Source organism: Hydrogenophaga sp. Root209 (genome assembly GCF_001428625.1).
GTDB lineage: Bacteria > Pseudomonadota > Gammaproteobacteria > Burkholderiales > Burkholderiaceae_C > Hydrogenophaga.
Genome location: NZ_LMIE01000022.1, coordinates 244,218 through 268,538, shown reverse-complemented (window position 1 = coordinate 268,538; position 24,321 = coordinate 244,218). Strand labels below are relative to the sequence as shown.

16 protein-coding genes are annotated in these 24,321 nt (G+C 65.9%); 8 read left to right on the top strand and 8 right to left on the bottom strand.

The features are described 5' to 3' along the window. Positions 1-46: 46 nt before the first annotated feature. The 4 genes from ASE11_RS12750 to ASE11_RS12735 form a co-directional block, all read right to left on the bottom strand. Complete coding sequence (locus ASE11_RS12750) at positions 47-514, bottom strand: RidA family protein (protein ID WP_056271739.1); 468 nt, start codon at positions 512-514, stop codon at positions 47-49. Between the two features lie 69 nt (positions 515-583). Then, positions 584-1,555, bottom strand: a complete 972-nt coding sequence (locus ASE11_RS12745; protein ID WP_056271734.1) for a transglutaminase family protein — start codon at positions 1,553-1,555, stop codon at positions 584-586. Between the two features lie 182 nt (positions 1,556-1,737). Then, positions 1,738-4,338 (bottom strand): circularly permuted type 2 ATP-grasp protein, encoded by a 2,601-nt coding sequence (locus tag ASE11_RS12740; protein ID WP_056271732.1) that lies wholly within the window; start codon positions 4,336-4,338, stop codon positions 1,738-1,740. A gap of 95 nt (positions 4,339-4,433) precedes the next feature. Continuing rightward, positions 4,434-7,940 carry a DUF2126 domain-containing protein gene (locus ASE11_RS12735; RefSeq protein ID WP_056271729.1) on the bottom strand — a complete coding sequence of 1,169 codons (3,507 nt, stop codon included), beginning with the start codon at positions 7,938-7,940 and terminating at the stop codon, positions 4,434-4,436. A gap of 151 nt (positions 7,941-8,091) precedes the next feature. Here ASE11_RS12735 and ASE11_RS12730 point away from each other — a divergent pair, with 151 nt between their 5' ends. The 3 genes from ASE11_RS12730 (at position 8,092) to ASE11_RS12720 (ending at position 13,109) form a co-directional block, all read left to right on the top strand. Continuing rightward, a complete protein-coding gene (locus ASE11_RS12730; RefSeq protein ID WP_056272223.1) occupies positions 8,092-10,521 on the top strand; it encodes a DNA internalization-related competence protein ComEC/Rec2 in 2,430 nt (809 codons plus the stop codon). Positions 10,522-10,575: 54 nt separating this feature from the next. Next, a complete protein-coding gene (locus ASE11_RS12725; RefSeq protein ID WP_056271725.1) occupies positions 10,576-12,015 on the top strand; it encodes a circularly permuted type 2 ATP-grasp protein in 1,440 nt (479 codons plus the stop codon). Between the two features lie 134 nt (positions 12,016-12,149). Next, positions 12,150-13,109, top strand: coding sequence for an alpha-E domain-containing protein (locus ASE11_RS12720; RefSeq protein WP_056271723.1), 960 nt, complete (start codon positions 12,150-12,152; stop codon positions 13,107-13,109). Positions 13,110-13,155: 46 nt separating this feature from the next. Here ASE11_RS12720 and ASE11_RS12715 read toward each other — a convergent pair whose 3' ends face one another. Continuing rightward, positions 13,156-14,208 (bottom strand): virulence RhuM family protein, encoded by a 1,053-nt coding sequence (locus ASE11_RS12715; RefSeq protein WP_056271718.1) that lies wholly within the window; start codon positions 14,206-14,208, stop codon positions 13,156-13,158. Between the two features lie 187 nt (positions 14,209-14,395). Between ASE11_RS12715 and urtA the strand changes: the two genes are divergently transcribed. From urtA to urtE, 5 genes are all read left to right on the top strand, one after another. Continuing rightward, complete coding sequence (gene urtA, locus ASE11_RS12710) at positions 14,396-15,688, top strand: urea ABC transporter substrate-binding protein (RefSeq protein WP_056271715.1); 1,293 nt, start codon at positions 14,396-14,398, stop codon at positions 15,686-15,688. A 165-nt stretch (positions 15,689-15,853) separates the two neighbouring features. Next, entirely contained in the window at positions 15,854-17,461 is a 1,608-nt protein-coding gene (gene urtB, locus ASE11_RS12705; protein ID WP_056271713.1) for an urea ABC transporter permease subunit UrtB, read from the top strand. Positions 17,462-17,598: 137 nt separating this feature from the next. Beyond that, the gene (gene urtC, locus ASE11_RS12700; RefSeq protein ID WP_414842450.1) at positions 17,599-18,696 is read left to right on the top strand and encodes an urea ABC transporter permease subunit UrtC; all 1,098 of its coding nucleotides are present in this window, start codon (positions 17,599-17,601) and stop codon (positions 18,694-18,696) included. Continuing rightward, entirely contained in the window at positions 18,693-19,568 is an 876-nt protein-coding gene (gene urtD / locus ASE11_RS12695) for an urea ABC transporter ATP-binding protein UrtD (RefSeq protein WP_056271710.1), read from the top strand. The genes urtC and urtD overlap by 4 nt, the downstream gene beginning before the upstream one ends. 609 nt (positions 19,569-20,177) lie before the next feature. Further along, positions 20,178-20,870, top strand: coding sequence for an urea ABC transporter ATP-binding subunit UrtE (gene urtE, locus ASE11_RS12690; protein WP_056272219.1), 693 nt, complete (start codon positions 20,178-20,180; stop codon positions 20,868-20,870). A 4-nt stretch (positions 20,871-20,874) separates the two neighbouring features. Here the strand turns inward: urtE and ASE11_RS12685 are convergent, their stop codons facing one another. The 3 genes from ASE11_RS12685 to ASE11_RS12675 all read right to left on the bottom strand — a co-directional run bounded on the left by ASE11_RS12685 (position 20,875) and on the right by ASE11_RS12675 (position 24,092). Next, positions 20,875-22,593 carry a hypothetical protein gene (locus ASE11_RS12685; RefSeq protein ID WP_056271706.1) on the bottom strand — a complete coding sequence of 573 codons (1,719 nt, stop codon included), beginning with the start codon at positions 22,591-22,593 and terminating at the stop codon, positions 20,875-20,877. A gap of 85 nt (positions 22,594-22,678) precedes the next feature. Beyond that, positions 22,679-22,921 (bottom strand): glutaredoxin domain-containing protein, encoded by a 243-nt coding sequence (locus ASE11_RS12680; RefSeq protein ID WP_056271703.1) that lies wholly within the window; start codon positions 22,919-22,921, stop codon positions 22,679-22,681. 394 nt (positions 22,922-23,315) lie between these two features. Then, a complete protein-coding gene (locus tag ASE11_RS12675) occupies positions 23,316-24,092 on the bottom strand; it encodes a class I SAM-dependent methyltransferase (RefSeq protein ID WP_082585708.1) in 777 nt (258 codons plus the stop codon). Positions 24,093-24,321: the final 229 nt, after the last annotated feature.

Sequence of the window (24,321 nt, the reverse complement as noted above, 5' to 3'; positions counted from 1 at the left end):
GATGCCGCCCCTCTCCCAGGGGGGAGCGCCGTGAGGCGCGCGGGGGTCAACCGAGCTCTGCGATCAACTCGATTTCCACGCAAGCGCCCATGGGCAACTGCGCCACGCCGAACGCACTGCGCGCATGTGCGCCCACCGGTCCGAAGACCTGGCCGATCAGTTCGCTGCAGCCGTTGGTGACCAGGTGCTGTTCGGTGTAGGTGGCGGTGGAGTTGACCAGGCTGAGGACCTTGACGATGCGCTTGACGCTGTTGAGATCTTTGCCGGCGGCCAGGCAGCCCGCAGCCAGGGTGCCGAGCAGGTCGATGGCCACGGCGCGTGCGGCTGCCTTGCCCTCGTCGGTCGTCGTGGTCAGGCCGAGCTGGCCGACCCAAGGTTTGCCATCCCGCTTGGCGATGTGGCCGCTCAGAAAGATGAGGTTGCCGGTCTGCACGAAGGGAACGTATGCCGCGGCGGGCACCGAGACGGGGGGCAGGGCGATGCCCAGTTCGGACAGCTTGTCGTAAATGCTCATGGGATGGCTCCTGAAGAATGAGCGGCCCATTCTAATGACCGCCCCGCTGCGGGACGGGCTGCGCGAGCCTCAGGCCTTGGGGCCGTTCGTCAGGGTTTCGAGCGCCTTGAGCTCGTCGGGCGGTGCGACGGTCACGGCCACTTGCAGCGTGTGATCGGCGCCGCTCTGGATCACACCGCGCATGGGTGAGACGTCGCCAAAATCGCGGCCGGTGGCCAGCGTCACATAGTCTTCGCCTGGACTGCCCCAGCCGCAGCGGTTGTTGGTGGGGTCGAAGTCGAACCACGCGCCCTGGGGTTGCGTTTCTTCATCCGACTCGCTCACCACTGGCACGTAGACCGACACCCAGGCGTGTGAGGCATCGGCTCCGATCAGGCGTACCTTGCCCGGTGCCGGGCGTGTGAGCAGGTAGCCGCTCACGTAGCGCGCCGGCAAGCCCAGGGTGCGCAGGCAACCCAGCATGATGTGGGCGAAGTCCTGGCACACGCCCTTGCCTTGTTCGAGCGCTTCGAGCGCGGGTGTGTTCACCTCGGTGCTGGCCGTCTCGTAGATCAACGCGGTGTGAATCCGCTCCATCAGCGCCTGCGCTGCGGCCAGAGCGGGCAGGCCGGGCTGGAATGCAGGACGGGCGAAGGCGGCAAAGGCATCGTCGCGCGGCACGTAGGGCGAAGCGAACAGAAATTCACTGGCCGGGTCGAACGGTGCGTTGGCGCGGTAGCGGAAGTGCTCGCGCACGCGCTCCCAGGTCATGCCGCGCCACGGCGGGCCCTGGGGCAGGGGCTGGTGTTTGCTGGTCTCGACCAGGCTGTCGGCCTCGACCGTGAGCACGCTGTGTGTTGCCTGCAGCGAAAAGAAGGTGCGCTGGTTGCCGAACACATCGGTGGTCTGGCTGCGCGCAGCCGGCATCGGGTCGATGCGCAGCTCGTTTTCGAGCACACGCTGATGCGGCGTGCTCAGCGGGCACAGGTGCACCATGTGCTGCGCGAGGTCGATCGAGCCGTGGTAGCGGTAGCGCGTGCGGTGCAGGATGCGTAAGAGCATGTCAGGACCTCCGCCGGGCCGTCCCAAGGAGGGCCAGCGCCCCCTCGGGGGGCAGCGACGACACGAAGTGCGGAGCGTGGGGGCTCATGTCGTCAGGACCTCCGCCGGGCAGTCCCAAGGAGGGCCAGCGCCCCCTCGGGGGGCAGTGACGACACGAAGTGCGGAGCGTGGAGGCTCATGTTTCAGACTCCGAGCGATTGATTGCTCAAGTCGGCATGGCTGAAATGCAAACGACTGAGCTCGTTGGAGAGTTCGACCGCCGCTATCTCGCAGGCATCCAGCAGCTCGGCGAGATCGCTCCAGGTGCGCAGGCCTTCGGGGCTGCGTTGCCAGTTGCTCAGGTCTTGCAGCACCCAGCTGTCCGGGTTGGGCAGTCCCTGGGCGAGCACGGCATCTTGTGGGGTGGCGCTGCCGGCCAGCTTGGCCAGGCGCGAGCGCAGCGTTTGCACCACCCAGGTCAGCGAGCGCGGGTTGTCGCGGTCCATCACGAGAAGATCGATCAAGGCGACCATGTCGCGCCGTTGCTGGTACTGCGCGTGAAAGGTGATGGTGCTGTCGAACAGCGCGATCACGGCCTCGAAGCCGGCCTGGTCGTGTACGCAGCCGTGTTCGAGCGCCAGCGAGAGCGCACGCGAGAGTGTGACGAGGCGTTCGATGTGCCGGCCCATGGAGAGCAGGCGCCATCCGTCGTCGTGCACCATGCGGTCGGTTTGTGAGCCGGTGATGGCGGCCAGCAGCTCGCTGGCGTTCTGCAATGCCGTCATGGCTTCGGCGGTCGTGTACTCGGCCTCGGCCGAGAGGGCCGCGCAGTCGCGCGCAAAGCCGGTTTCGGTGCGCTCGATCAGGTGCCAGTGTTCTTGCGACAGGCGTTCGCGCACCTGCGAGGCGGCGGCCTTGAGCGCACGCAGGTTGAAGCCCACGCTGTGCGACTTCGCGGCCATCTGGTCGGAGGCCTTGGGCGAGAGAGCGGCAATGAGGCTGCGCGCGAACACGCGCGGGGAAGCGGTGGCGGCCGGGGCGCCGGCGAGCACCAGCGAGTTTTCGGAAGCGGTGGCCGTGAGCCAGGCCATCAGCGGGCGTGAGTTGGGTTCTTCGCCGCCGAGGTGGTTGAGCACGATCTGCGCGAGGCGCACGCTGTTTTCGGCGCGTTCGGTGTAGCGGCCCAGCCAGAACAGGTTTTCCGCGGCGCGGCTGGTCACAGGGCGCTTCTGTTGCGCCAGCGCCAGTGTGCTGGGCGCCGTCTGCAGCAGGCTGGTGTGGTCAACCGGGCCTTCGGTGAGCACCCAGCAGTCGGCGCTGCTGCCACCACGCTGCATGGCGGCAATGAGCTCGCCGCGAGGTGCCAGGCGCACCAGGCCGCCGGGCAACACGCGCCAGGAGCCGGCGCCGTCGGCCAGCGCAAACACGCGCAGCATGGCCGAACGCGGCATGAGCCGCTCGCCCGACCAGGTGGGCGTCTGGGAGAGGGGAAGCCACGACTGCACGGTGTAGTGATCGGGGTGGCGGGCCATGCGGCCGGACCACTCGTTGAGTTCGCGCTCGCTCAGGCTCTGGCCCATGGCCGTGTCCAGGCCCGAGCGCGGGTAGGTGGGTTTGATCACGCTGCCCTTGAGCAGTGGCAGCACCTCGCGCAGCGCGGCGTCTTCACCGCACCACCAGGTGGCCAGTGAGGGCAGGGCCAGTTCTTCACCGAGCAGGTGACGGCTGATGGCGGGCAGGAAACCCAGCATCGCACTGGATTCGAGTGGCGCCGAGCCGGGCGCGTTGGCCAGCAGCAGGTTGCCCGCGCGCAGCACCTGCAGCAGACCGGGCACGCCCAGGCGCGAGTCGGAACGCAGTTCCAGCGGGTCGAGCCATTCGTCGTCCAGCCGCTTGATGAGCGCGTGCACCGGCTCCAGGCCGCTGAGCGTCTTGAGGAACAGGCGCTGGTCGCGCACGGTGAGGTCATTGCCCTCGACCAGCGTGAGGCCGAGGTAGCGCGCGAGGTAGGCGTGCTCGAAATAGGTTTCGTTGTACGGGCCGGGCGTGAGCAGCGCGATGCGCGCGTTCTCGCCTTGGGGGCACACGCGCTTGATGCCGTCCATGAGCGCGCGGTAGCTCGCGGCCAGGCGCTGCACCTTCATGCCGGTGAAGGCTTTGGGGAACTGGCGCGCGATGGCGATGCGGTTTTCCAGCAGGTAGCCCAGACCCGAAGGCGCCTGCGTGCGTTGCCCCACCACCCACCAGCGTCCGTCGGGGCCGTGGGCCAGATCAAAACCCACGATGTGCAGCCAGGTGTCGCCCAGGGGTTTCACGCCCTGCATGGAGCGCAGATAGCCCGGATGCCCCTGCACGAGGGCGGCGGGCAGCAGCGCGCGCTTGAGCAGTTCGCGCTCGCCGTACAGGTCGCCCATGATGGCGTTGAGCAGGCGGGCGCGCTGCAAGACGCCGGTTTCGATCTGTGCCCAGTCTTGCGGGCCGACCAGCATGGGGAAGAGGTCCAGCGCCCAGGGCCGCTGCAAACCGGCCGAGGCGTCGGCATAGACGTTGTAGGTGACGCCGTTGTCGCGGATCTGGCGCTGCAGGTTGTCGCTTCGGCGGTTCAGTTCCTTGAAACCGTCGGTGCCGATGTGCTCGAAGAAGCTGCCCCAGTTGGATGACAGCGCGTCGCCGGTGGACTTGCCGTCCGCACGCAATTCGTCGCGGTGGCCGGCATCGGCAGGGATCGACAACGACAAAGCCCAGTCGCCAGGGTTCTCGGGACTGAGCTCGTCAAACAGGGAGTCGGAGGCGTCGTTGTTCACTGGACCCGAGTATGCCCGCTGGCCTGCAGGCCATGCCCTTCCGGTGTGCCCGCCTTGTTGCTTCCGTCGCACAAGGCGGGCCACCTGCCGGGTGATCAGTAGCGCAGGTCCAGCGTGGTGGGGAATTCGCGGCTGCTGCTGGCCGGTTTCACGTCCATGTGGCCGGGGGTGTGCCCCATCTGGAAGAAGCGCGACATGCGACGGCTCTCGGCCTCGTAGGCGTTGATCGGGAAGGTGTCGTAGTTGCGACCGCCCGGGTGTGCCACGTGGTACTGGCATCCGCCCATCGAGCGCTTCATCCAGGTGTCGACGATGTCGAAGGTGAGTGGCGCATGCGACGGAATCGACGGGTGCAGGGCCGACGGTGGGCTCCACGCCTTGTAGCGCACCCCGGCCACGTACTCGCCAGCGGTGCCGGTGGTCTGCAGCGGGAGGGCGCGGCCATTGCAGGTGATCACGTGGCGGCTGTCGTTCCAGCCGCTCACGCGCACCTCGATGCGCTCCAGCGACGAGTCCACGTAGCGCACGGTGCCGCCCGGAGCGCCTTCTTCGCCCATCACGTGCCAGGGTTCCAGGGCGCTGCGCAGCGTGAGCTCGATGCCACGCGTTGCCACCTGGCCCACCATGGGGAAGCGGAACTCGAAGTGCGGGTCGAACCACGCCATGTCGAACGGGTAGCCAAAGTCGGCCAGGTCGGTGAGCACATCCTCGAAGTCCATGCGCACATAGGTGGGCAGCAGGTAGCGGTCGTGCAGCTCGGTGCCCCAGCGGGTGAGGCGGCCGTGCCAGGGCTGCTGCCAGAAGCGCGAGACGAGGGCGCGCAGCAGCAGTTGCTGGGCGATGCTCATGCGCGCGTGCGGCGGCATTTCAAACGCGCGCAGCTCCAGCAGGCCCAGGCGGCCGGTGGGCGTGTCGGGCGAGTAGAGCTTGTCGATGCAGAACTCGCTGCGGTGCGTGTTGCCGGTCACGTCGATCAGGATGTTGCGCAGCGTGCGGTCGACCATCCACGGCGGCATGTGGTCGCCGTAGGTGGTGCGGTTTTTCTCGATCTGCGCGAGCGCAATTTCCAGCTCGTACAGCTGGTCGTTGCGCGCTTCGTCCACGCGCGGTGCCTGGCTGGTCGGGCCGATGAAGAGGCCGCTGAAGAGATACGACAGCGAGGGGTGGTTGTGCCAGTAGGCAATGAGACTGCCGAGCAGCTCGGGCTTGCGCAGGAAGGGGGAGTCGGCCGGGGTGGCGCCGCCCATCACGAAGTGGTTGCCGCCACCCGTGCCGGTGTGGCGGCCATCGGTCATGAACTTCTCGGCGCACATCTTGGTCTGGTGCGCGGCCTCGTACAGGAACTCGGTGTGCTCCACCAGTTTGCCCCAGGTGTGGGCCGGGTGGATGTTGACTTCCACCACACCCGGGTCGGGTGTGATCTGCAGCATCTTCAGGCGCGGGTCGCGCGGTGGCGGGTAGCCTTCCAGCACGACGGTCACGCCCAGGCGCTCGGCCGTGGCTTCCACCGCGGCCAGCAGATCGAGGTAGTCCTCCAGGTGCGCCATCGGTGGCATGAAGACATACAGGTGCTGGATCTTGCCGCCGCCGGCCTTCTCGGCCTTGGGGCCGCTGGCGCGGTGCGGGTCGCGGGCTTCCACGCACAGCGCGGTGCGCGTGAGCCAGGCGGCCGATTCGGCGCGCTGCGGAAAGCGAGTCGACAAGGCTTGTGCCGGTGCGGCACCGGGGCCGGGTTGGCCAGGGAGCAGGCCTTCCATGGTTTCGGCGTCGGGGTCGAAGTCCATGCCCTGCATCGACACCGTGCCGCCTTCGGCAAAGCCGCCGCCCACCAGGTGCGGCGAGACCTGGTGCTTCACCGCGCCGCCGCGCGGCAGCGGGTCGCGCGCGGTGTGCGGGTCCTGTTCGATGTGGTACGGGTAGTCGCCGGCCGAGACCCAGGGGAGCGAGTCCAGCGGCAGGCGGTAGCCCATGGGCGAGTCGCCCGGCACGAGGTACATGCGTTCGTCGCGGAAGAACCAGGGGCCGGTGGACCACACCGTGCCCGAGATGCGCGCGTAGTTGCTCTTGCCGTTGTTGGAGAGCGCGCCGTTGGGGCCCGAAGCCTGCAGCGGCAGCACATAGCCCACCGTGGCCTCCAGGCCCTGGGTGAACACGCGGCGCAGGCGCGCGCGCTCCAGCTCGTCGTCAAGTTTGGCGTCGAACGGGTCCACGTTGACCGGCAGACGGCGCTCGCGCCAGAGGTAGTACCAGGTGTCCTCGAAGCCGGGGGTGATGTACTGCGTGGACAGGCCGAGCTTGCGAGCCAGCGCCTGGGTGAAGCGGCGTGCGTCGTCGCTGGTGTAGTGCTTCTCGTCGCGCTCGTCGGCCAGCAGGGCGGGGTTGCTCCAGATGGTTTCGCCGTCGGCGCGCCAGAACATGGAGAGTGCCCAGCGCGGCAGTTGTTCGCCCGGGTACCACTTGCCCTGGCCCATGTGCACGAAGCCGCCCGCGCCGTACTCCGCGCGAAGGCGGTCCAGCAATTCGGTGGCGTAACCGCGCTTGGTGGGGCCGAGCGCGTCGATGTTCCATTCGGCCGCGTCGCGGTCGCTGGTGGCCACAAAAGTGGGCTCGCCGCCCATGGTCAGGCGCACGTCGTGTTTTTGCAGATCGACGTCGACCTTCTCACCCAGCGCCACCACGCCGGCCCACTGCTCGTCGGTGTAGGGCAGGGTCACGCGGGGGGATTCGTAGACCCGGGTCACACCCATGTGGTGGCTGAACTCCACCTCGCACTTGTCCATGGCGCCTTCCACCGGCGCGGCGCTCGAGGGCTGTGGCGTGCAGGCCAGCGGGATATGGCCCTCACCGGCGAGCAGGCCCGAGGTCGGGTCCAGGCCGATCCAGCCCGCGCCGGGCAGGAACACCTCGCACCAGGCGTGCAGGTCGGTGAAATCCTGTTCGGGGCCGTTGGGACCATCGACCGATTTCACGTCGGACTTGAGCTGGATCAGGTAGCCCGAGACAAAGCGCGCGGCCAGGCCCATGTGGCGCAGGATCTGCACCAGCAGCCAGCCGGTGTCGCGGCAGGAGCCGCTGCCCAGCTTGAGCGTTTCCTCGGGTGCCTGCACACCCGGCTCCATGCGGATGGTGTAGGCAATGGCGTGCTGCAGCTTCTGGTTCACGTCGACCAGAAAGTCGATCGTGCGGCGCTCGGTGCGGTCCACCGCGGCGAGATACGCCTTGAGCAACGGTGTCACCGGCGCGGTGACCAGGTAGGGCGCGAGTTCCTTTTTCTGTTCCTCGTCGTAGGTGAACGGGAAGTTCTCGGCGCGCGGCTCCAGGAAAAAGTCGAATGGGTTGTAGACCGCCATTTCCACCACCAGGTCGATCGTGACCTTGAACTCGGTGGTGGGCTCGGGGAAGACCAGGCGGGCCTGGTAGTTGGCAAACGGATCCTGCTGCCAGTTGATGAAATGCCCTTCGGGTTCGATGCGCTGGGAGTACGACAGCACCTTGGTGCGGCTGTGCGGCGCGGGCCGAAGACGGACCACCTGGGGGCCGAGTTTGACCAGCCGGTCGTATCGATAATGCGTGATGTGGCTCAGAGCGACATGAATGGCCATGTGGGGCTTTCAACGGGGAGGAAACAATGAATCGTCAGGCAAATGCTGGGCCGTGGGCGCTGGGACTCATCCTAGCAAGACTTGCGCCAAAGAACGATGACGCCACCGCAGGCACCGCTTTCGTGTGGGCGCTGCGCGCGCTTCACTGATCATGCGGTGGGGCTGGTTGGCGGGGTTGCCCGGCTGGGTGCTGGGCGTGGCGCTGCAGTTGCAGCAGCCGGTGCTGTGGCCGCTGCAGGTGTATGCCCTGCTGCTGTGCGCGGGTGTGGCCTGGGCCGCTGGCTCGCGGCGGCTGCGCTTCGCGCTGCCGGGTGCCGTGCTGGCGGGTGCGTTGATCGGCTTTGGCCTCACCGGTGCGCGCGCCACGCATTTCGCCAGCCACGCGCTGGACCCGGCCCTGCAGGGGACCGACATCGAACTGACCGGGCGTGTGGCCTCGTTGCCGCAGCGCATGGCGCAAGGTGAGCGGTTCGAATTCATCGTGGAGGCGGCCATGCGCGCGGGCAAGCCGGTGTCCGTGCCTGAGCGCATCCAGCTCGGCTGGTACAGCGGCTTTGCCCCCGCCGCAGAGGCGCCGCTGTGGGAACTCGCCCGCCAAGGTCCGGCCGTGCACGCCGGCGACCGCTGGCGTTTCACGGTGCGCCTGCGCAGTCCCCACGGGCTGTCCAACCCGCACGGCTTCGACCGCGAACGCTGGCTGTGGGAGCAAGGCATCCAGGCCACCGGCCACGTGAAGAGCGGGCCGCGCGACCCGGCGCCACAGCGGCTGGGCGCGAGCGGGCGGCACCCGCTGGACGCCCTGCGCCAGAGCGTGAGCGAGCGCATCGACGAGCGCGTGAGCGATCCACGCAACGCGGGTGTGTTGGCGGCCCTGGTGGTGGGTGACCAGTCCGCCATCGACCGGGCCGACTGGACGCTGTTCCGCACCACCGGTGTGGCCCACCTCATGAGCATCTCGGGCTTGCACGTGACCATGTTCGCCTGGCTGGCCACCGCGCTGCTGGCCTGGGGCTGGCGGCGCCTGGCCCGGGTCTGGCCGCAGGCGCTGCTGGCGGTGCCCACGCCAGTGGTGGCGGGTCTGGGCGGCGTGGTGCTGGCGGCGGCGTACGCCTTGTTTTCCGGCTGGGGCGTGCCGGCGCAGCGCACGGTGATCATGCTGGCGGTGGTGGTGGGTCTGCGCCTGGGCGTGCGGCACTGGCCATGGCCGGTGGTGTGGCTGCTGGCGATGTCGGCGGTGTTGCTGCTCGATCCCTGGGCGCTGATGCAGCCGGGCTTCTGGCTCAGTTTCGTGGCGGTGGGGATCCTGTTTGCCACCGACCCCGGGCGCTCACAGGGCGCGGCGCCCGGCGGGCCGCTGCACCGGCGAGGGGGGCGGGCGCTGCAGCATCTGCTGCGCGAACAGGGCGTGGTCACGCTGGCCCTGGCGCCGCTCACGCTGCTGTTGTTCGGGCAGTTCTCGGTGGTGGGGTTGCTGGCCAACCTGGCGGCCATTCCGCTGGTGACGTTGCTGATCACGCCACTGGCCCTGCTCGGTGTGGCGCTGCCGCCGCTGTGGGATGCAGCAGCCTGGGTGGTGCATGGCATGTCGGTGGGACTGCAGTGGCTGGGCCAGTGGTCCTGGGCGGCGGTGTTCCGCCCCGCAGCCCCCTGGCCGATGGCGCTGGCGGCGGTGGCCGGTGGCGCCTTGCTGGTGTTGCGTCTGCCGTGGGTGGTGCGCTCGGCGGGGCTGCTGTTGCTGGCGCCCGCGCTGCTGTACGCGCCGCCGCGCCCGGCACCGGGACAGTTCGAGCTGATCGCACTGGACGTGGGGCAGGGCAGCGCGGTGCTGGTGCGCACCGCCGACCACAGCCTGCTGTTCGACACCGGTCCGCGCTTCGGCCCGGAGAGCGATGCCGGCGAGCGCGTGGTGCTGCCGCTGCTGCGCTCGCTGGGCGAACAACTGGACGCGGTGGTGGTGAGCCACCGCGACAGCGACCACGCCGGTGGCGCCGAGGCGGTGCGCGCGGCGCACCCGCAGGCACGGTGGCTGTCATCGTTCAGCGCCGACGCGCCAGAGCGCTGCATGGCGGGCCAACGCTGGGCCTGGGACGGAGTGACTTTCGAGGTGCTGCGCCCATGGCCGCAAGACTTTGCCGCCGATGGCCAGGGCCTGCTGAGCAGCAACGCCATGTCGTGCGTGCTGCGGATTGCCAGCGCGCAGCACAGCGCCTGGCTCGGTGGCGACATCGACGCCACGCGCGAGGTGCAACTCGCGCTGGCGCGGCCCGATGACCGCGCCACCGTGATGCTGGCGCCGCACCACGGCAGCCTCACGTCAAGCAGCCCGGTGCTGCTCAACACCTTGCAGCCACGCTGGGTGCTGGTGCAGTCGGGCTACCGCAACCGCTTCGGCCACCCCGCGCCGGCTGTGCTGGAGCGCTACCAGCAGCGCGACATTTCCTGGGTGAATTCGCCCGACTGCGGCGCGGCCACCTGGCGCAGTGCCGAGCCCGAAACGGTCGACTGCCATCGCGAATACGCGCGTCGTTACTGGCACCACGCGGACCCTGCACCTCTTCCGTCTTCGGCCGAAGAACCCTGATTTTCGATTTGTTGGCCCACTCCTTGCTATGCTGTGGTCAGGAGAAAAAAGCCCATGAGCAGACCCATGTTTGACGAAATGAATGCCTCGCCCAGCGAGGTCCGGGCCCATTACGAGAACTACGCTCGCTGGCTGGCGCAGCAGCCCGACGACGTCATGGCAGCGCGGCGCGAAGAGGCGGAAATGATCTTCCGTCGCGTCGGCATCACCTTTGCGGTGTACGGCGCCAAGGACGAAGACGGCTCCGGCACCGAGCGGCTGATTCCCTTTGATCTGATTCCACGCATCATTCCGGCGCACGAATGGCACAGCATGGAAGAAGGCCTGGTGCAGCGCGTGACCGCGCTCAACCGCTTCATCCACGACGTTTACCACGATCAGGAAATCATCAAGGCGGGCATCGTGCCGGCCGAGCAGATCTTCCAGAACGCGCAATTCCGCCCCGAAATGATGGGCGTGGACGTGCCCCACAACATCTACTCGCACATCTCGGGCGTCGACATCGTGCGAGCCCCCAACGCCGACGGCGTGGGCGAGTACTACGTGCTCGAGGACAACCTGCGCGTGCCCAGCGGTGTGAGCTACATGCTCGAAGACCGCAAGATGATGATGCGGCTGTTCCCCGAACTTTTCGGCTCCAACCGCGTGGCCCCCGTGGCCCATTACCCCGACCTGCTGCTGGAAACCCTGCGCGCGGTGAGCCCGGCCACCACGGCCGAACCCACGGTGGTGGTGCTCACACCCGGCATGTACAACAGCGCCTACTTCGAACACGCTTTCCTCGCGCAGCAGATGGGCATCGAGCTGGTGGAAGGGCAGGACCTCTTCGTGAAGGACAACTTCGTCTACATGCGCACCACGCGCGGCCCCAAGCGCGTGGACGTGATCTACCGCCGGGTCGACGACGACTTCCTCGACCCCTCGGTGTTCCGCCCCACCTCTACCCTGGGCTGCGAAGGGCTGCTGGGCGTGTACCGCAGCGGCAACGTGGCGATCTGCAACGCGGTGGGCACCGGTGTGGCCGACGACAAGTCGATCTACCCCTATGTGCCCAAGATGATCGAGTTCTACCTCGGGCAGAAGCCCATCCTGAGCAACGTGCCCACCTTCATGGGCCGCGAACCCGAAGACCTCAAGTACATGATGGCCAACATGAAGGACCTGGTGGTCAAGGAGGTGCACGGCGCCGGCGGCTACGGCATGCTCGTTGGCCCGGCCTCCACCAAGGCCGAGATCGAGGACTTCCGCAAGGCCGTGGCGGCCAACCCCGGCGGCTACATCGCCCAGCCCACGCTCTCACTGTCCACCTGCCCCACCTATGTGCAAAGCGGCGTGGCGCCGCGCCACATCGACCTGCGCCCTTTTGTGCTCAGTGGCAAGGAGGTGCAGATGGTGCCTGGTGGCCTCACGCGGGTGGCGCTGAAGGACGGCTCTCTGGTCGTCAACTCGTCGCAAGGCGGCGGGACCAAAGACACCTGGGTCCTGGAGGATTAGCCCACCCCCGCGCCGCTTCGCGTCACCCCCTCAAGAGGGCGGCACCTGAGGCCCGGCAAAGCCGGTTCCTCGGTGCCACTCGGTTGGACCCTTTCTTGCGCTGCTCTTGCAGTGTGTTTGCTGGAGTTACTGAAATGCTGTCACGCACCGCCGACCACCTCTTCTGGATGTCCCGCTACACCGAGCGCGCGGAGAACACCGCCCGCATGCTCGACGTGAATTACCAGACCTCGTTGCTGCCGCAGTCCGCCGCCGTGGCCCAGGTGGGCTGGGAAGGCCTGCTGGTCATCAGCGAGCTCATGCCCGCCTACAACAAAAAATACGGCCAGGAAATCACGCCGCGCAACGTGCTCGACTTCATGGTGCGCGACGAGTCCAACCCGTCGAGCATCGCCACCTGCCTGAAGGCCGCGCGTGAAAACGCCCGCGCCGTGCGTGGCGCGCTCACCACCGAGCTGTGGGAAACACAAAACCAGACCTGGCTGGAACTCGGCCGCATGCTCAAGAGCAAGAACTTCGAGCGCGACCCCAGCGAATTCTTCGAATGGGTCAAGTTCCGCTCGCACCTCTCGCGCGGCGTGGCCATCGGCACCATGCTGCAAGACGAAGCGTTTCACTTCTACCGCATGGGCACCTTTCTGGAGCGCGCCGACAACACCGCGCGCCTGCTCGACGTGAAGTTCCACGCCGTGCACAGCGACTTCTTCGGCAACGCCAGCGAGCTCGATCAGGAATACGACTTCTACCACTGGAGCGCCATCCTGCGCAGCGTGAGCGGTTTCGAGGTCTACCGCAAGGTCTACCGCGACGTGATCTCGCCCGAGCGCGTGGCCGAGCTGCTGATCTTGCGCGCCGACATGCCGCGCAGCCTGGCCGCCAGCCTCAACGAAGTGGTCAACAACCTCACCGTGGTCTCCAACGACCTGTCGGCCGAAACCCTGCGCCGCGCCGGCAAGCTCAAGGCCGACCTGCAGTACGCCCGCATCGACGAGATCCTCTCCACCGGTCTGCATGCCTTCCTCACGCAGTTCCTGGACCGGGTGAACGAGCTGGGCGGGCGCATCAGCCAGGACTTTCTGGTGCCGGCGGGCTGAAAGGCGCAGGCCGCAATGGAAAAGGCCAGCTTCGTGCTGGCCTTTGTCATTGAGGCTTGCCCGAGTCCTCTGAACCTCGATCGGGTTTGTCGCCTCGCTCAATCTGTTTGATCATCAGGTCAAAGTCGCTTTCGAACAACCGGTCCTGAACGATGCGATAGCGTTCGAACTCGGTTTCCGCATGCGCCTTGGCCATGTCCGTCGACACCTTGCCCCCATCCCGCAAAATGTCGCGATCGGTCAACTCCAGAAATGCATCCAACCGCTGAGCCCAGTCTTCCATCGTCATCGGAATCTTGCGAAGAGCGCGGTCTTCGGCGATGTCCAGGTAGCTGTTGACCAAACGGCCCAGCGATGCCAGCTCGTCCTGATCCAGGTAGTTCTTGGCCACCACCACATCGGTTCTGACAATCTTGCCGTCAGGTGCCTTCTCCCAACTGGTCAGCCCCATGTGTGGCTTGTCGGCATCGGCGCGCTGCACGATCAGTTCAGCCGCGGTGCGGCCGTGAATGGCAAAGTGCAGCTTGTTCTGAACTTTGGCAAAAAAAGCCTGAGTGGTCGGCGCATCGCGGTTGTAGTCCACCGCCGTGGCGTAGATGTCCGTCACCTTTTGGTAAAACTTTCGCTCCGAGAGTCGGATCTCGCGTATCTCGGCCAGCAATTGCTCAAAGTAGTCCACACTCAGAAAGCTACCGTTCTCCAGACGCTTCTTGTCGAGCACAAAGCCCTTGATGGCGAATTCACGCAGCACGCCTGTGGCCCACTGGCGAAACTGGGTGGCCCGCACCGAGTTGACCCGATAGCCCACTGAGATGATCGCGTCCAGGTGGTAGTGGTTGGTGGCGTAGCTCTTGCCGTCGGCCGCAGTTGTTCGGAATTTCCGAATAACTGAATCCTCCGGCAGCTCCCCGCTGGCAAAGATATTTTTCAGATGTTCGTTGACAGTTGGCACTGACACCGCAAACAGCTCAGCCATCAGTTTTTGCGTCAGCCAGACGGTTTCATCTTCGTAGCGGGCTTCAATGCTCTGCTCGCCGGCTTGGCCGGTGAAGATCAGAAATTCGGCGGTGCTGTTTCGGATGAGTTTGTTGTTGTTCATGGCGGGGGTGGTTGCTGGTCATGATAGCGAAGGCCGCGACCCGCACTCGACGTACGCCACCCGGCGTACATACGCTCCCGGCGCTCCTCCCTAGCATCCAGTTGTCCGCTGAGCCACGCCCGAAGAGGGCAGCCGGCGGCGCCAACACCAACCCCTCACGGGACCTCGGAAACACTGGAGAAGCGCCATGTCCAATCACCACAACTCACGCCGTTTCACCCTCAAGACCCTCTCGGCTGCTGCCGTGGCCGTCACGCTCGGCGGCCTCTCGGCCCTGCCGGCCCACGCCCAGGAGACCATCAAGGTCGGCGTGCTGCACAGCCTCTCGGGCACCATGGCCATTTCGGAAACCGTGCTCAAGGACACGGTGCTGATGGCCATTGACGAGATCAACGCCAAAGGCGGCCTGCTGGGCAAGAAGCTCGAGCCCGTCGTTGTTGACCCGGCCTCCAACTGGCCGCTGTTCGCCGAAAAAACCAAGCAGTTGCTCACGCAGGACAAGGCCGCCGTGATCTTCGGCTGCTGGACCTCGGTCTCGCGCAAGTCGGTGCTGCCGGTGGTGGAAGAGGCCAACGGCCTGCTGTTCTACCCCGTGCAATACGAAGGCGAAGAGCTGAGCAAGAACGTGTTCTACACCGGTGCCGCGCCCAACCAGCAGGCCATCCCCGCGGTGGAATACCTGATGAGCAAGGACGGCGGCTCGGCCAAGCGCTGGGTGCTGCTGGGCACCGACTACGTGTACCCCCGCACGACCAACAAGATCCTGCGCGCCTTCCTGAAGGCCAAGGGCGTGGCCGATGCCGACATCATGGAGGAGTACACCCCCTTCGGTCACTCTGACTACCAGACCATCATTGCCAAGATCAAGAAGTTCTCGTCTGAAGGCAAGAAGACGGCCGTGGTTTCCACCATCAACGGTGACTCCAACGTGCCGTTCTACAAGGAACTGGGCAACGCCGGCCTGTCCGCCAAGGACGTGCCTGTGGTGGCCTTCTCTGTGGGCGAAGAAGAGCTGCGCGGTGTGGACACCAAGCCGCTGGTGGGCCACCTGGCCGCCTGGAACTACTTCATGAGCGTGAAGAGCCCGGCCAACACCGAGTTCACCAAGAAGTGGGCCGCCTACGCCAAGGCCAAGAACATCCCCGGCCACAAGGACAAGCCGCTGACCAACGACCCGATGGAAGCCACCTACATCGGCGTGAACATGTGGGCACAGGCCGTGACCAAGGCCAAGTCCACCGACACCGACAAGGTGATCGCCGCCATGGCCGGCCAGACCTTCAAGGCACCGGGTGGCTTCACCAGCACCATGGACAAGGAAAACCACCACCTGCACAAGCCGGTGTTCATCGGCGAGATCAAGGCCGACGGCCAGTTCAACGTGGTGTGGAAGACGCCTGGCCCCGTGGTCGCCGATCCGTGGAGCGACTACATCGCAGAAAACAAAGGCAAGAAGAACGTCCCCGAAATGAAGAAGTAAGAAGCACGCCCAACGCGCCTTTGCGCGCTGAGCAAACGCCCGTTCGGGCTGAGCCTGCCGAAGCCATGCCCACGTGTGGGTGAGCCCTTCGACAGGCTCAGGGCGAACGGTCAGGGTAGCTGGGAGCCTGCACAGTGGCCGGGCTGCTGCGGCTGGTTGGAAAAAATGGAAAGTGTCTTGATGGGCCGTCTTCTCGCTCTTCGTTGTTTGCTCGTTGTGGCCTTGGCATGCGCAAGCGCAGCCCACGCCCTCACATCCGCCGACGCCCTGGCCCTGGTGGACGGTGACACCGATGTGCGCATCGACACCCTGAACAAGCTCGCCGCCGAACCCGACGAGAAGGCATCTGCTCTCATCAAGGCCATGGCAGCAGAAGCCGTGCGCGTGCAGGGCGAACGCGTGTTCATCGTGGTGGACGACGCTGCCGTGGACGCTGTGACTGGCGAGAAGCTGCCCCTGCCCGACGACGCGGGCGACGTGATGATCAACAACCGCCTGCGCAGCGCCATGGAGAGCGCCCTGGCCGGCATGGAGCTGGTGGGCGCAGGGCCAGAGCGCCAGCGCGAAGCCGCGCGCACCCTGCAGCGCAGCGCGTTTGAAGAACCCGACATCAGCCAGCTTGCGTTGATCGACAAGGCGCTGGCCGGTGAGCTCGACGCGCAGGCCCGCCAGAGCCTGGAACTGGCGCAGGCGGCTGTGTTGCTCGCCAGTGAAGACCCGGCCCAGCGACTCGCCGCAGCGCAAAAACTGGGCGAAGCCCAACAACCCATCGTGCGCCCGCTGCTGCTGCAGCAGATGGAAAAAGAGACCGACGCCGGCGTGAAAGCCGCGCTGGCCGATTCGCTCAAGGGCATCGACCGCATGCTGGCCCTGGGCAACACGCTGGCGCAGGCCTTCACCGGCATCAGTCTCGGCTCCATCCTGCTGCTGGCCGCCCTGGGCCTGGCCATCACCTACGGGCTCATGGGCGTGATCAACATGGCCCACGGCGAGTTGATCATGATCGGCGCCTACGCCACCTGGCTGGTGCAGACCTTCTTTCGACAGTCGTTGCCGGAGTACTTCGACTGGTACCTCCTGGCCGCCTTGCCCATCGCCTTCACCGCTTCGGCCCTGGTGGGCGCGGCCATGGAGCGCACGGTGATCCGATTCCTCTACGGCCGCCCGCTCGAAACGCTGCTGGCCACCTGGGGCATCAGCCTGGTGCTCATGCAGGCCGTGCGCAGCCTCTTTGGCGCGCAGAACGTGGGGGTTGAAAACCCGAGCTGGATGAGCGGCGGCATCACCCTGCTGGGCAACCTGAACCTGCCGTGGAACCGCATCATCATCATCGGCTTCGCGGTGGCGGTGCTGGTGGGCGTGACACTCATGATCACCAAAACCCGCCTCGGTCTGTTCGTGCGCGGCGTCACGCAGAACCGCCCCATTGCTTCGTGCATGGGTGTGAACACCGCGCGCATCGACACCTACGCGTTTGCGCTGGGCTCGGGCATTGCGGGTCTGGCCGGTTGCGCGCTCAGCCAGATCGGCAACGTCGGCCCCGACCTCGGCCAGAGCTACATCGTGGACTCGTTCATGGTGGTGGTGCTCGGCGGCGTGGGCCAGATCGCCGGCACGGTGTACGCCGCGCTGGGGCTGGGCATGCTCAACAAGTTCATTGAAGGCTGGGCCGGCGCCGTGCTGGCCAAGATCGCGGTGCTGGTCTTCATCATCATCTTCATTCAAAAGAGACCTCAGGGCATCTTTGCCATGAAGGGCAGGGAGGCCGCATGAGCACTCAAAATACCGTTCGGGCTGAGCTTCACCCCGTTCGCCCTGAGCCTGTCGAAGGGCTCACCAACACCTGGGCCGGGGCTTCGACAGGCTCAGCCCGAACGGATGAGGGTGGCTCAGGGCGAACGGAGATCGTCTTGCCCTCGCCCGGCCCGCTGCTCACCCGCACCGGCTGGAGCGCCTTCGTCGTCGCCTTGCTGGTGGTGTGCGCCGGGGCGCCGCTGCTCAACCTGTTCGTGCCCGAAGGCAGCGCGTTTCACCTGAGCGACTACATGGTCGGCTTGCTCGGCAAGATCATGTGTTACGCCATCTGCGCACTCGCCATGGACCTGATCTGGGGCTACACCGGCATCCTGAGCCTGGGCCACGGCCTGTTCTTCGCGCTGGGGGGTTACGTGATGGGCATGTACCTCATGCGCCAGATCGGCCTGGACGGCAACTACAAGAGCGAACTACCCGACTTCATGGTGTTCCTCGACTGGAAGGAACTGCCCTGGCACTGGTCTCTGAGCGACAGCTTCATCGCCACCCTGCTGCTCATCGTGCTGGTGCCCGGTGCGGTGGCCTTCGTGTTTGGCTACTTCGCCTTCCGCTCGCGCATCAAGGGCGTGTATTTCTCCATCATCACGCAGGCGCTCACCTTTGCCGCGCTCTTGCTGTTCTTCCGCAACGAGACCGGTTTCGGCGGCAACAACGGCTTCACCGATTTCAAGCGCATCCTGGGCATTCCCCTGGCCACGCCCAACATGCGCATGACGCTGTTCATCATCACCGGCCTCACGCTGCTGGGCTTCTTTCTGTGGGCGCGCTGGCTGGTCAACAGCAAGTTTGGTCGCGTGTTGCAGGCCGTGCGCGACGCCGAGAGCCGCGTCATGTTCTGCGGCTACAACCCGCTGCCCTACAAGCTCACCATCTGGACCCTCTCGGCCGTGATGTGCGGCATTGCCGGCGCGCTGTACGTGCCGCAGGTCGGCATCATCAACCCCGGCGAGATGAGCACGGCCAACAGCATCGAGATCGCGATCTGGGCCGCGGTGGGTGGCCGCGCCACACTCATCGGCCCCATCGTCGGCGCCTTCATCGTCAACGGCGCCAAGAGCTGGCTCACCGTGAGCTTTCCCGAGTACTGGCTGTATTTCCTGGGCGTGCTGTTCATCGTGGTCACGCTCTTCATGCCGCAGGGTGTGGTGGGCCTGGTGAAGAAGCTTCGCGGCGCAAAGGGAGAACGCGCATGACACCCGACCTGATGGAAGAGGGCGCGCGCCGCCTGGAGAAGATCGCCTCTGCTGGTCTGGCGGGCAACACCGAATCGGGTGGCCGCGCGGCGGGCTTCTCCAGGCTCGTCACGCCCGGCGAGGTGGACACCACGCACGGCCGCATCCTGTACCTGGAGGGCGTGAACGTCAGCTTCGACGGCTTCAAGGCCATCAACAACCTGAGCCTGGACATCGCACCCGGTGAACTGCGCTGCATCATCGGCCCCAACGGCGCGGGCAAGACCACGATGATGGACATCATCACCGGCAAGACCAGACCCGACTCGGGCCACGTGTTCTTTGGCAGCACCATCGACCTGCTGCGCTACCGCGAAGCCGAGATCGCGGCCATGGGCATCGGGCGCAAGTTCCAGAAGCCCACGGTGTTCGAACACCTCAGCGTGTTCGAGAACCTGGAGCTGGCCCTGGCCACCGACAAGGGCGTGCGCCGCTCCATGGTGTTTCGCCTCACCGGCGCCGAGAAAGACCGCCTGGGCGAAGTGCTGCAAACCATCCACCTCGCCGACAGCGCCGCCCGCCAGGCCGGCAACCTGAGCCACGGGCAAAAGCAATGGCTGGAGATCGGCATGCTGCTGATGCAGGACCCCAAGCTCTTGCTGCTGGACGAACCGGTGGCCGGCATGACCGATGAGGAAACCGAGCGCACGGCGCAGCTCTTCTTGACGCTCAAGGGCAAGCATTCGCTGATGGTGGTGGAGCACGACATGAGCTTCATTCGGACGATTTCGGAGAAGGTCACGGTGTTGTGTGATGGGGCTGTGCTGGCGGAGGGGACTCTTGACGAAGTTCAGGCGGATGAGCGGGTGATCGAGGTTTACCTTGGGCGCTGATCTTGTTTCTGCTTCGTTGGGGTTTTGCTTTCGTTGCAGGCCGGGTCTCGGCCCGGCGGCCGACTCACTTTCTTTTGCTTCGCCAAAAGAAAGTAAGCAAAGAAAAGGCGAGCCGAATTCGCTGGCCCTTCGGGCACGCTGCGTTGCTCGGATCGCCCGGGGTGCGCACAAACTTGTCTGCTACGCAGCCTTCGGACATGTGCGCCCCTTGTCCGGGCGCTCCTGCGCTACTCGCCAGCGAATGACGGCAGGGGGAGCCCTCACCCCGGCCCTCTCCCAGAGGGAGAGGGAGCAAGACACGCCCGCCGGAAGGGAAGTCCGAACCCGATCCCGATTCCGATTCCGCTTCTGCCGTGTGGCCGGGCTGAGCAGCGCAGGGGCGCGGGGATCAGAGGTCCGCATGTCCGAAGGCCGCGCAGCGGACAAGTTTGCGGACCTCCCCCGCGACACGAGCAGCGCAAGGAAGCCCGCAGGGCCCCGGACTTCGGCTCGCCTTTTCTTTGGCTACTTTCTTTTGGCGAAGCAAAAGAAAGTAGCTCGGCCGCCGGGCCGAGACCCGGCTCGCCACGAAAGAAGACAGATCACTTCAAAGAGGACAACGCAATGAGCCTGCTCGAAGTCAAAGACATCAACCAGTACTACGGCGGCAGCCACATCCTGCGCAACGTGAACCTCACGGCCGAGCTGGGACAAGTGACCGTGGTGCTCGGCCGTAACGGCGTGGGCAAGACCACGTTGCTCAAATCGCTCATGGGCCTGGTGCCCATCAAGAGCGGCAGCATCACGCTCAACGGCACGTCCATCGACAAGGCCACGCCCTATGAACGCGCGCGAATGGGCATGGGCTTCGTGCCGCAAGGCCGCGAGATCTTCGGGCGCCTCACCGTGCAGGAAAACCTGCTCATGGGCCTGGCCTACAAAAAGGGCAACACGCCCATTCCACCCGAACTGTTTGAACTGTTCCCGGTGCTCAAGCAGATGCTCGGCCGCCGCGGTGGTGACCTCTCGGGCGGCCAGCAGCAGCAGTTGGCGATTGCGCGGGCGCTCGCGGCTGGCCCGAAGCTGTTGATCCTGGACGAACCCACCGAAGGCATCCAGCCCAACATCATCAAGGACATCGGCCGCGTCATCCGCATGCTGGCCGACCGCGGCAACATGGCCATCGTGCTGGTGGAGCAGTACTACGACTTCGCCGAAGCCCTGGCCGACCGCTACGTGGTCATGGAGCGCGGCGAAGTGATTGCGAGCGGCCCCGGCAGCGAGATGCAGGCCAAAGGCGTGCGCCAGCTCGTCGCGATCTGAAGCTTCAGGACTTGTTGACGGACTGGGCCGGTCTTTTCGCGATCGTGTGCACGTCCCACTGGTCGAGCAGGCGTATGCAGGCGTCGGCCGCCGGTTCGGGTTCCAGCCCCAGTTGGGTGACCACGTCGTGCAGGTTCTTCAGCGCTTCCTCCAGAGACGGCAAGTGTGTCTCTGGCTTCAGCTTGTGTCCATTCTCCAGCCCGAACGCGAGCAGCCAGTGGCCCTCGGTGGCGCCCAGCCCCACGCAGCCGAAGCGCTTGCCTTCGTCCAGCAAGTGGGCAAGCAGGCTGAAAGGCACCCAGCCCGGGCCGAACCGCGCCTGTGTGCGTGCCAGGGCGTGCAGGCCATCTCGGGTCAGGCCCTTGAGTTTCAAAGGGTCGTTGAACACCGTCAGCCCCATTTCAAAGCCGACCCGCATCAGGTGTGCCGGAGGGCACTGTTTCGCCACCTCGCTGACCAGGCAGTGATTGAGGTGGGCGGTGGCGTGCAGGTGCTGCATGGGACGCAACAGGCGCGAGAGGCCGGGCTGCGTGGCCATGCAGCTGCGAACCACGCCCGGCAACCACACAGTTGGGTCGGCTTGTGCGTCCAGCATGGTGTGCAGCGCCAGCAACGGGCACAGCTCGAACGAGGGCAACAGCAGCAGGTCGAACACCGTGTGCTGCGGCGACGGGCTTGAGGGGTGGCCGTGGTGCCCGGAGCGCTGCGGGGCCAGCCACTCCAGCACATCGGTCCACGCGTCGTCGCGCTTGTCGAGGGTCTGCACGATGCGGTGGATCTGCGCCAGCACCAGGCAGGGGTGGCGGCGGCTGGGGCGCAGTAGCGGCAGCCGCGCGGCGTGCGCGTACTGGTAGAGCATCTGGCGGCGCAGGCGGTGTGCGGCGCCGGCCTCCAGAAAGGTGCAGAGGTGGAGGACGCGCTCGAGCGTGGCGTGGCCGAGCGGGGTGAGCAGCCAGTGGTCGTCGCAGGCCATGTTGCCCACGCACACCAGCGCCGGATGCTGGTGCGAGAACCACACCAGAGCTTCGTCGTCTTTCGGCGGCATTTCAACCACGCGTGCCAGACCCGCCGTGGGCGACTGTTCCAGCGCGAGCAGACCCAGGTCGCCAATCAGTTGCTCCAGGCCGCGGGGGTCCGGGTCTTGCTCCAGCCGCTGCAGGCGCTTGGCCACGTGCGCCGGTGTGAGCTCGTCGAGGCGGGTACGCAACAACTCACGCGCTTGCCGCTGCGCATTGGGCAGCTCCAGCGACGGCCCCGAGAGCGGCAGCAGTTGCAACACGTGCGACAGCCAGAACGGCAGCGGCGCTGCTTCCGAAGCCAGGATGTCCACGAGCTGGACCACCAGCTTCACCGGGTCGCGTGGCACCACGCAGGTCCAGGCCGACACCAGGGCATGGGCCACGCGGTCGTGGTTGGCGTAGTGCACGCGCAGTGCGTGCGACATGCGCTCGATCACCGTCTCTTCCACCGTGTGATGCTGCGCCCGCGCCATGTGCAGGATCTGCACAAAGGACTCGTGGAACCGGGCCGGCAGGTGGGCGTCCGCGTCGTCGATGGGGATCAGTTGCAACTCGTCCAGCGCCTGCAGCAGCAGCCCCTGCGCCTGACTGGGCGTGATGTCGTGACGCGTTGCGGCGCGGATCTCCGTGCGCAGCAGCGGCTGGGCGGGTGCGGCGCTGCGAAGGGCTTGAATACGTTGGATGGGGGAGGCAGTGGAGCGCATGGCGGGTCGCAGAAGATGGAAGGGACCTCCATCGTCTTTCAGCGCATGCGCGGTGTGAATCCGCTCGCCAGCCCAGGGCAGCGCCCTATTTGCCCAACTGAACCAGCGCCGCCTGCAAGCCCGACAGACCACCCACGCGCTGGTCGTTGATGAAGATCTGCGGCATCTGCCGCACCGACGGCCCGCACCTTTCATAGAACGCAAGACGCTCGGTCTCGTCATCGATCTTGATCTCTTCAAACCCGAGCGAGCGGGACTTGAGCAGCATCTTGGCCGACTCGCATTGCGGGCAGGCGGACTTGGAGTAAACGGTGATTTTGGGTTGCATGGGGGGAGTTTACGGGGCGAGGGTCCTGCATCGTCCCAGTGCTTCTTGGTCAAACGGGTCGCTTGAGATGAGCGTGACACCGTGGCCGATTTGTCTGATTGGGGCCCACAGCCATCAGTCAGGTCAACGAATCAATGACTACAAAGCTGACCTCGGCACCTCCCCGGCGCGCTATTTAGACGGATCAGGTGCTGCCCCTGGCATTCAGGCCGCCAGCACGACCCGGACCAGTTCGCCATCGACTAGGCCGAACTGCGCGCGTTGCTGCAGGAGCGGGGCTTCCTGTCATGACAGGGGTGGCAACTCGCGATTGCACCGACCTCTGGGCCTGCACTTTCTCGCGCGTTGGAGCGTGTCGACATGCCTGTATGGCCCCGCGAGGCTTCGCGAGCCCCTACGGCAGCAGTGGCACCAAGGCGCTCAAGTTCGGTCCCTCTGCGACCTTGTGCGCCACGAACACGAGTTCGCGCCGGAAGCGTCGGGGCACGAGGTGATAGGCCAGGGACAGCAGCTTCTTCTTTCGGCCGAGCAGCGGGGCGTGGAATCGGTAATCGACGGACTCGACCGCCAAACCGGAAGCTTCAAGAAAGCGCCGAACCTCACCCGCGGAGTACTCACGCACATGACCCATGTGACCCAATCGGCGCAACTTGCCAAACTCCGTCACGGGATCGGCGATGCTGCGTCCCAGCAGAAGCCGAGCCAGGCTGGGTAACGAATAGACGTTGGGCGTGGTGAGCACCAGTGTCGCCCCGGGAGCCAAGACTCGATTGATCTCGCTCAGAACGAATGCGGGGTCGATGCGCAGGTGTTCAAACGTCTCACACAACATCACACAGCCGAAGGAACCGTCTGCAAATGGAAGCTGTTCGCGCTCGATGTCGCAGCGCCGCACGTCGAGACCAAGCTGCTCGATCAGCTCGGCGATGCGGCCCGGATCGACGTCCACACCCACCACAGAAAAGCCAGCAAGACTCAGCAGCGCGGTCATGTGGCACGGTGCCGAGCCGACTTCGAGGACCGTGCCGGCCGGGGTGAGCGACTCGATCAGGCGCAGGTCTGCGAGGTAGCGCGGCTGATGGTTGAGGAGATCATCGCCATGCCACTCGCGAACCCGGCCGGTCTGCGACTTCACGACCGCCCAAAGGGCTTCTATCGGGTTGGTGTTCATCGAGACTGGCCTGCGTGCTGGCTGGGATGGGCACTGCGATCTGCCCGTCGTTCGAGACGAGTCATGTCACGGGAACATGCTACCGCGGGGCGAAGTCGATGCCAAGTGCCGGTCTGTCGTGCTGTACTGTCATACCAGACACGTGCCGCCGGTTCGTGTCCCGATCCGCGGCCAGCTGGCCAGTTGAGTAGCATCGAAGCGAAGTCGATGATCTGCCCGGGAGCCGCCT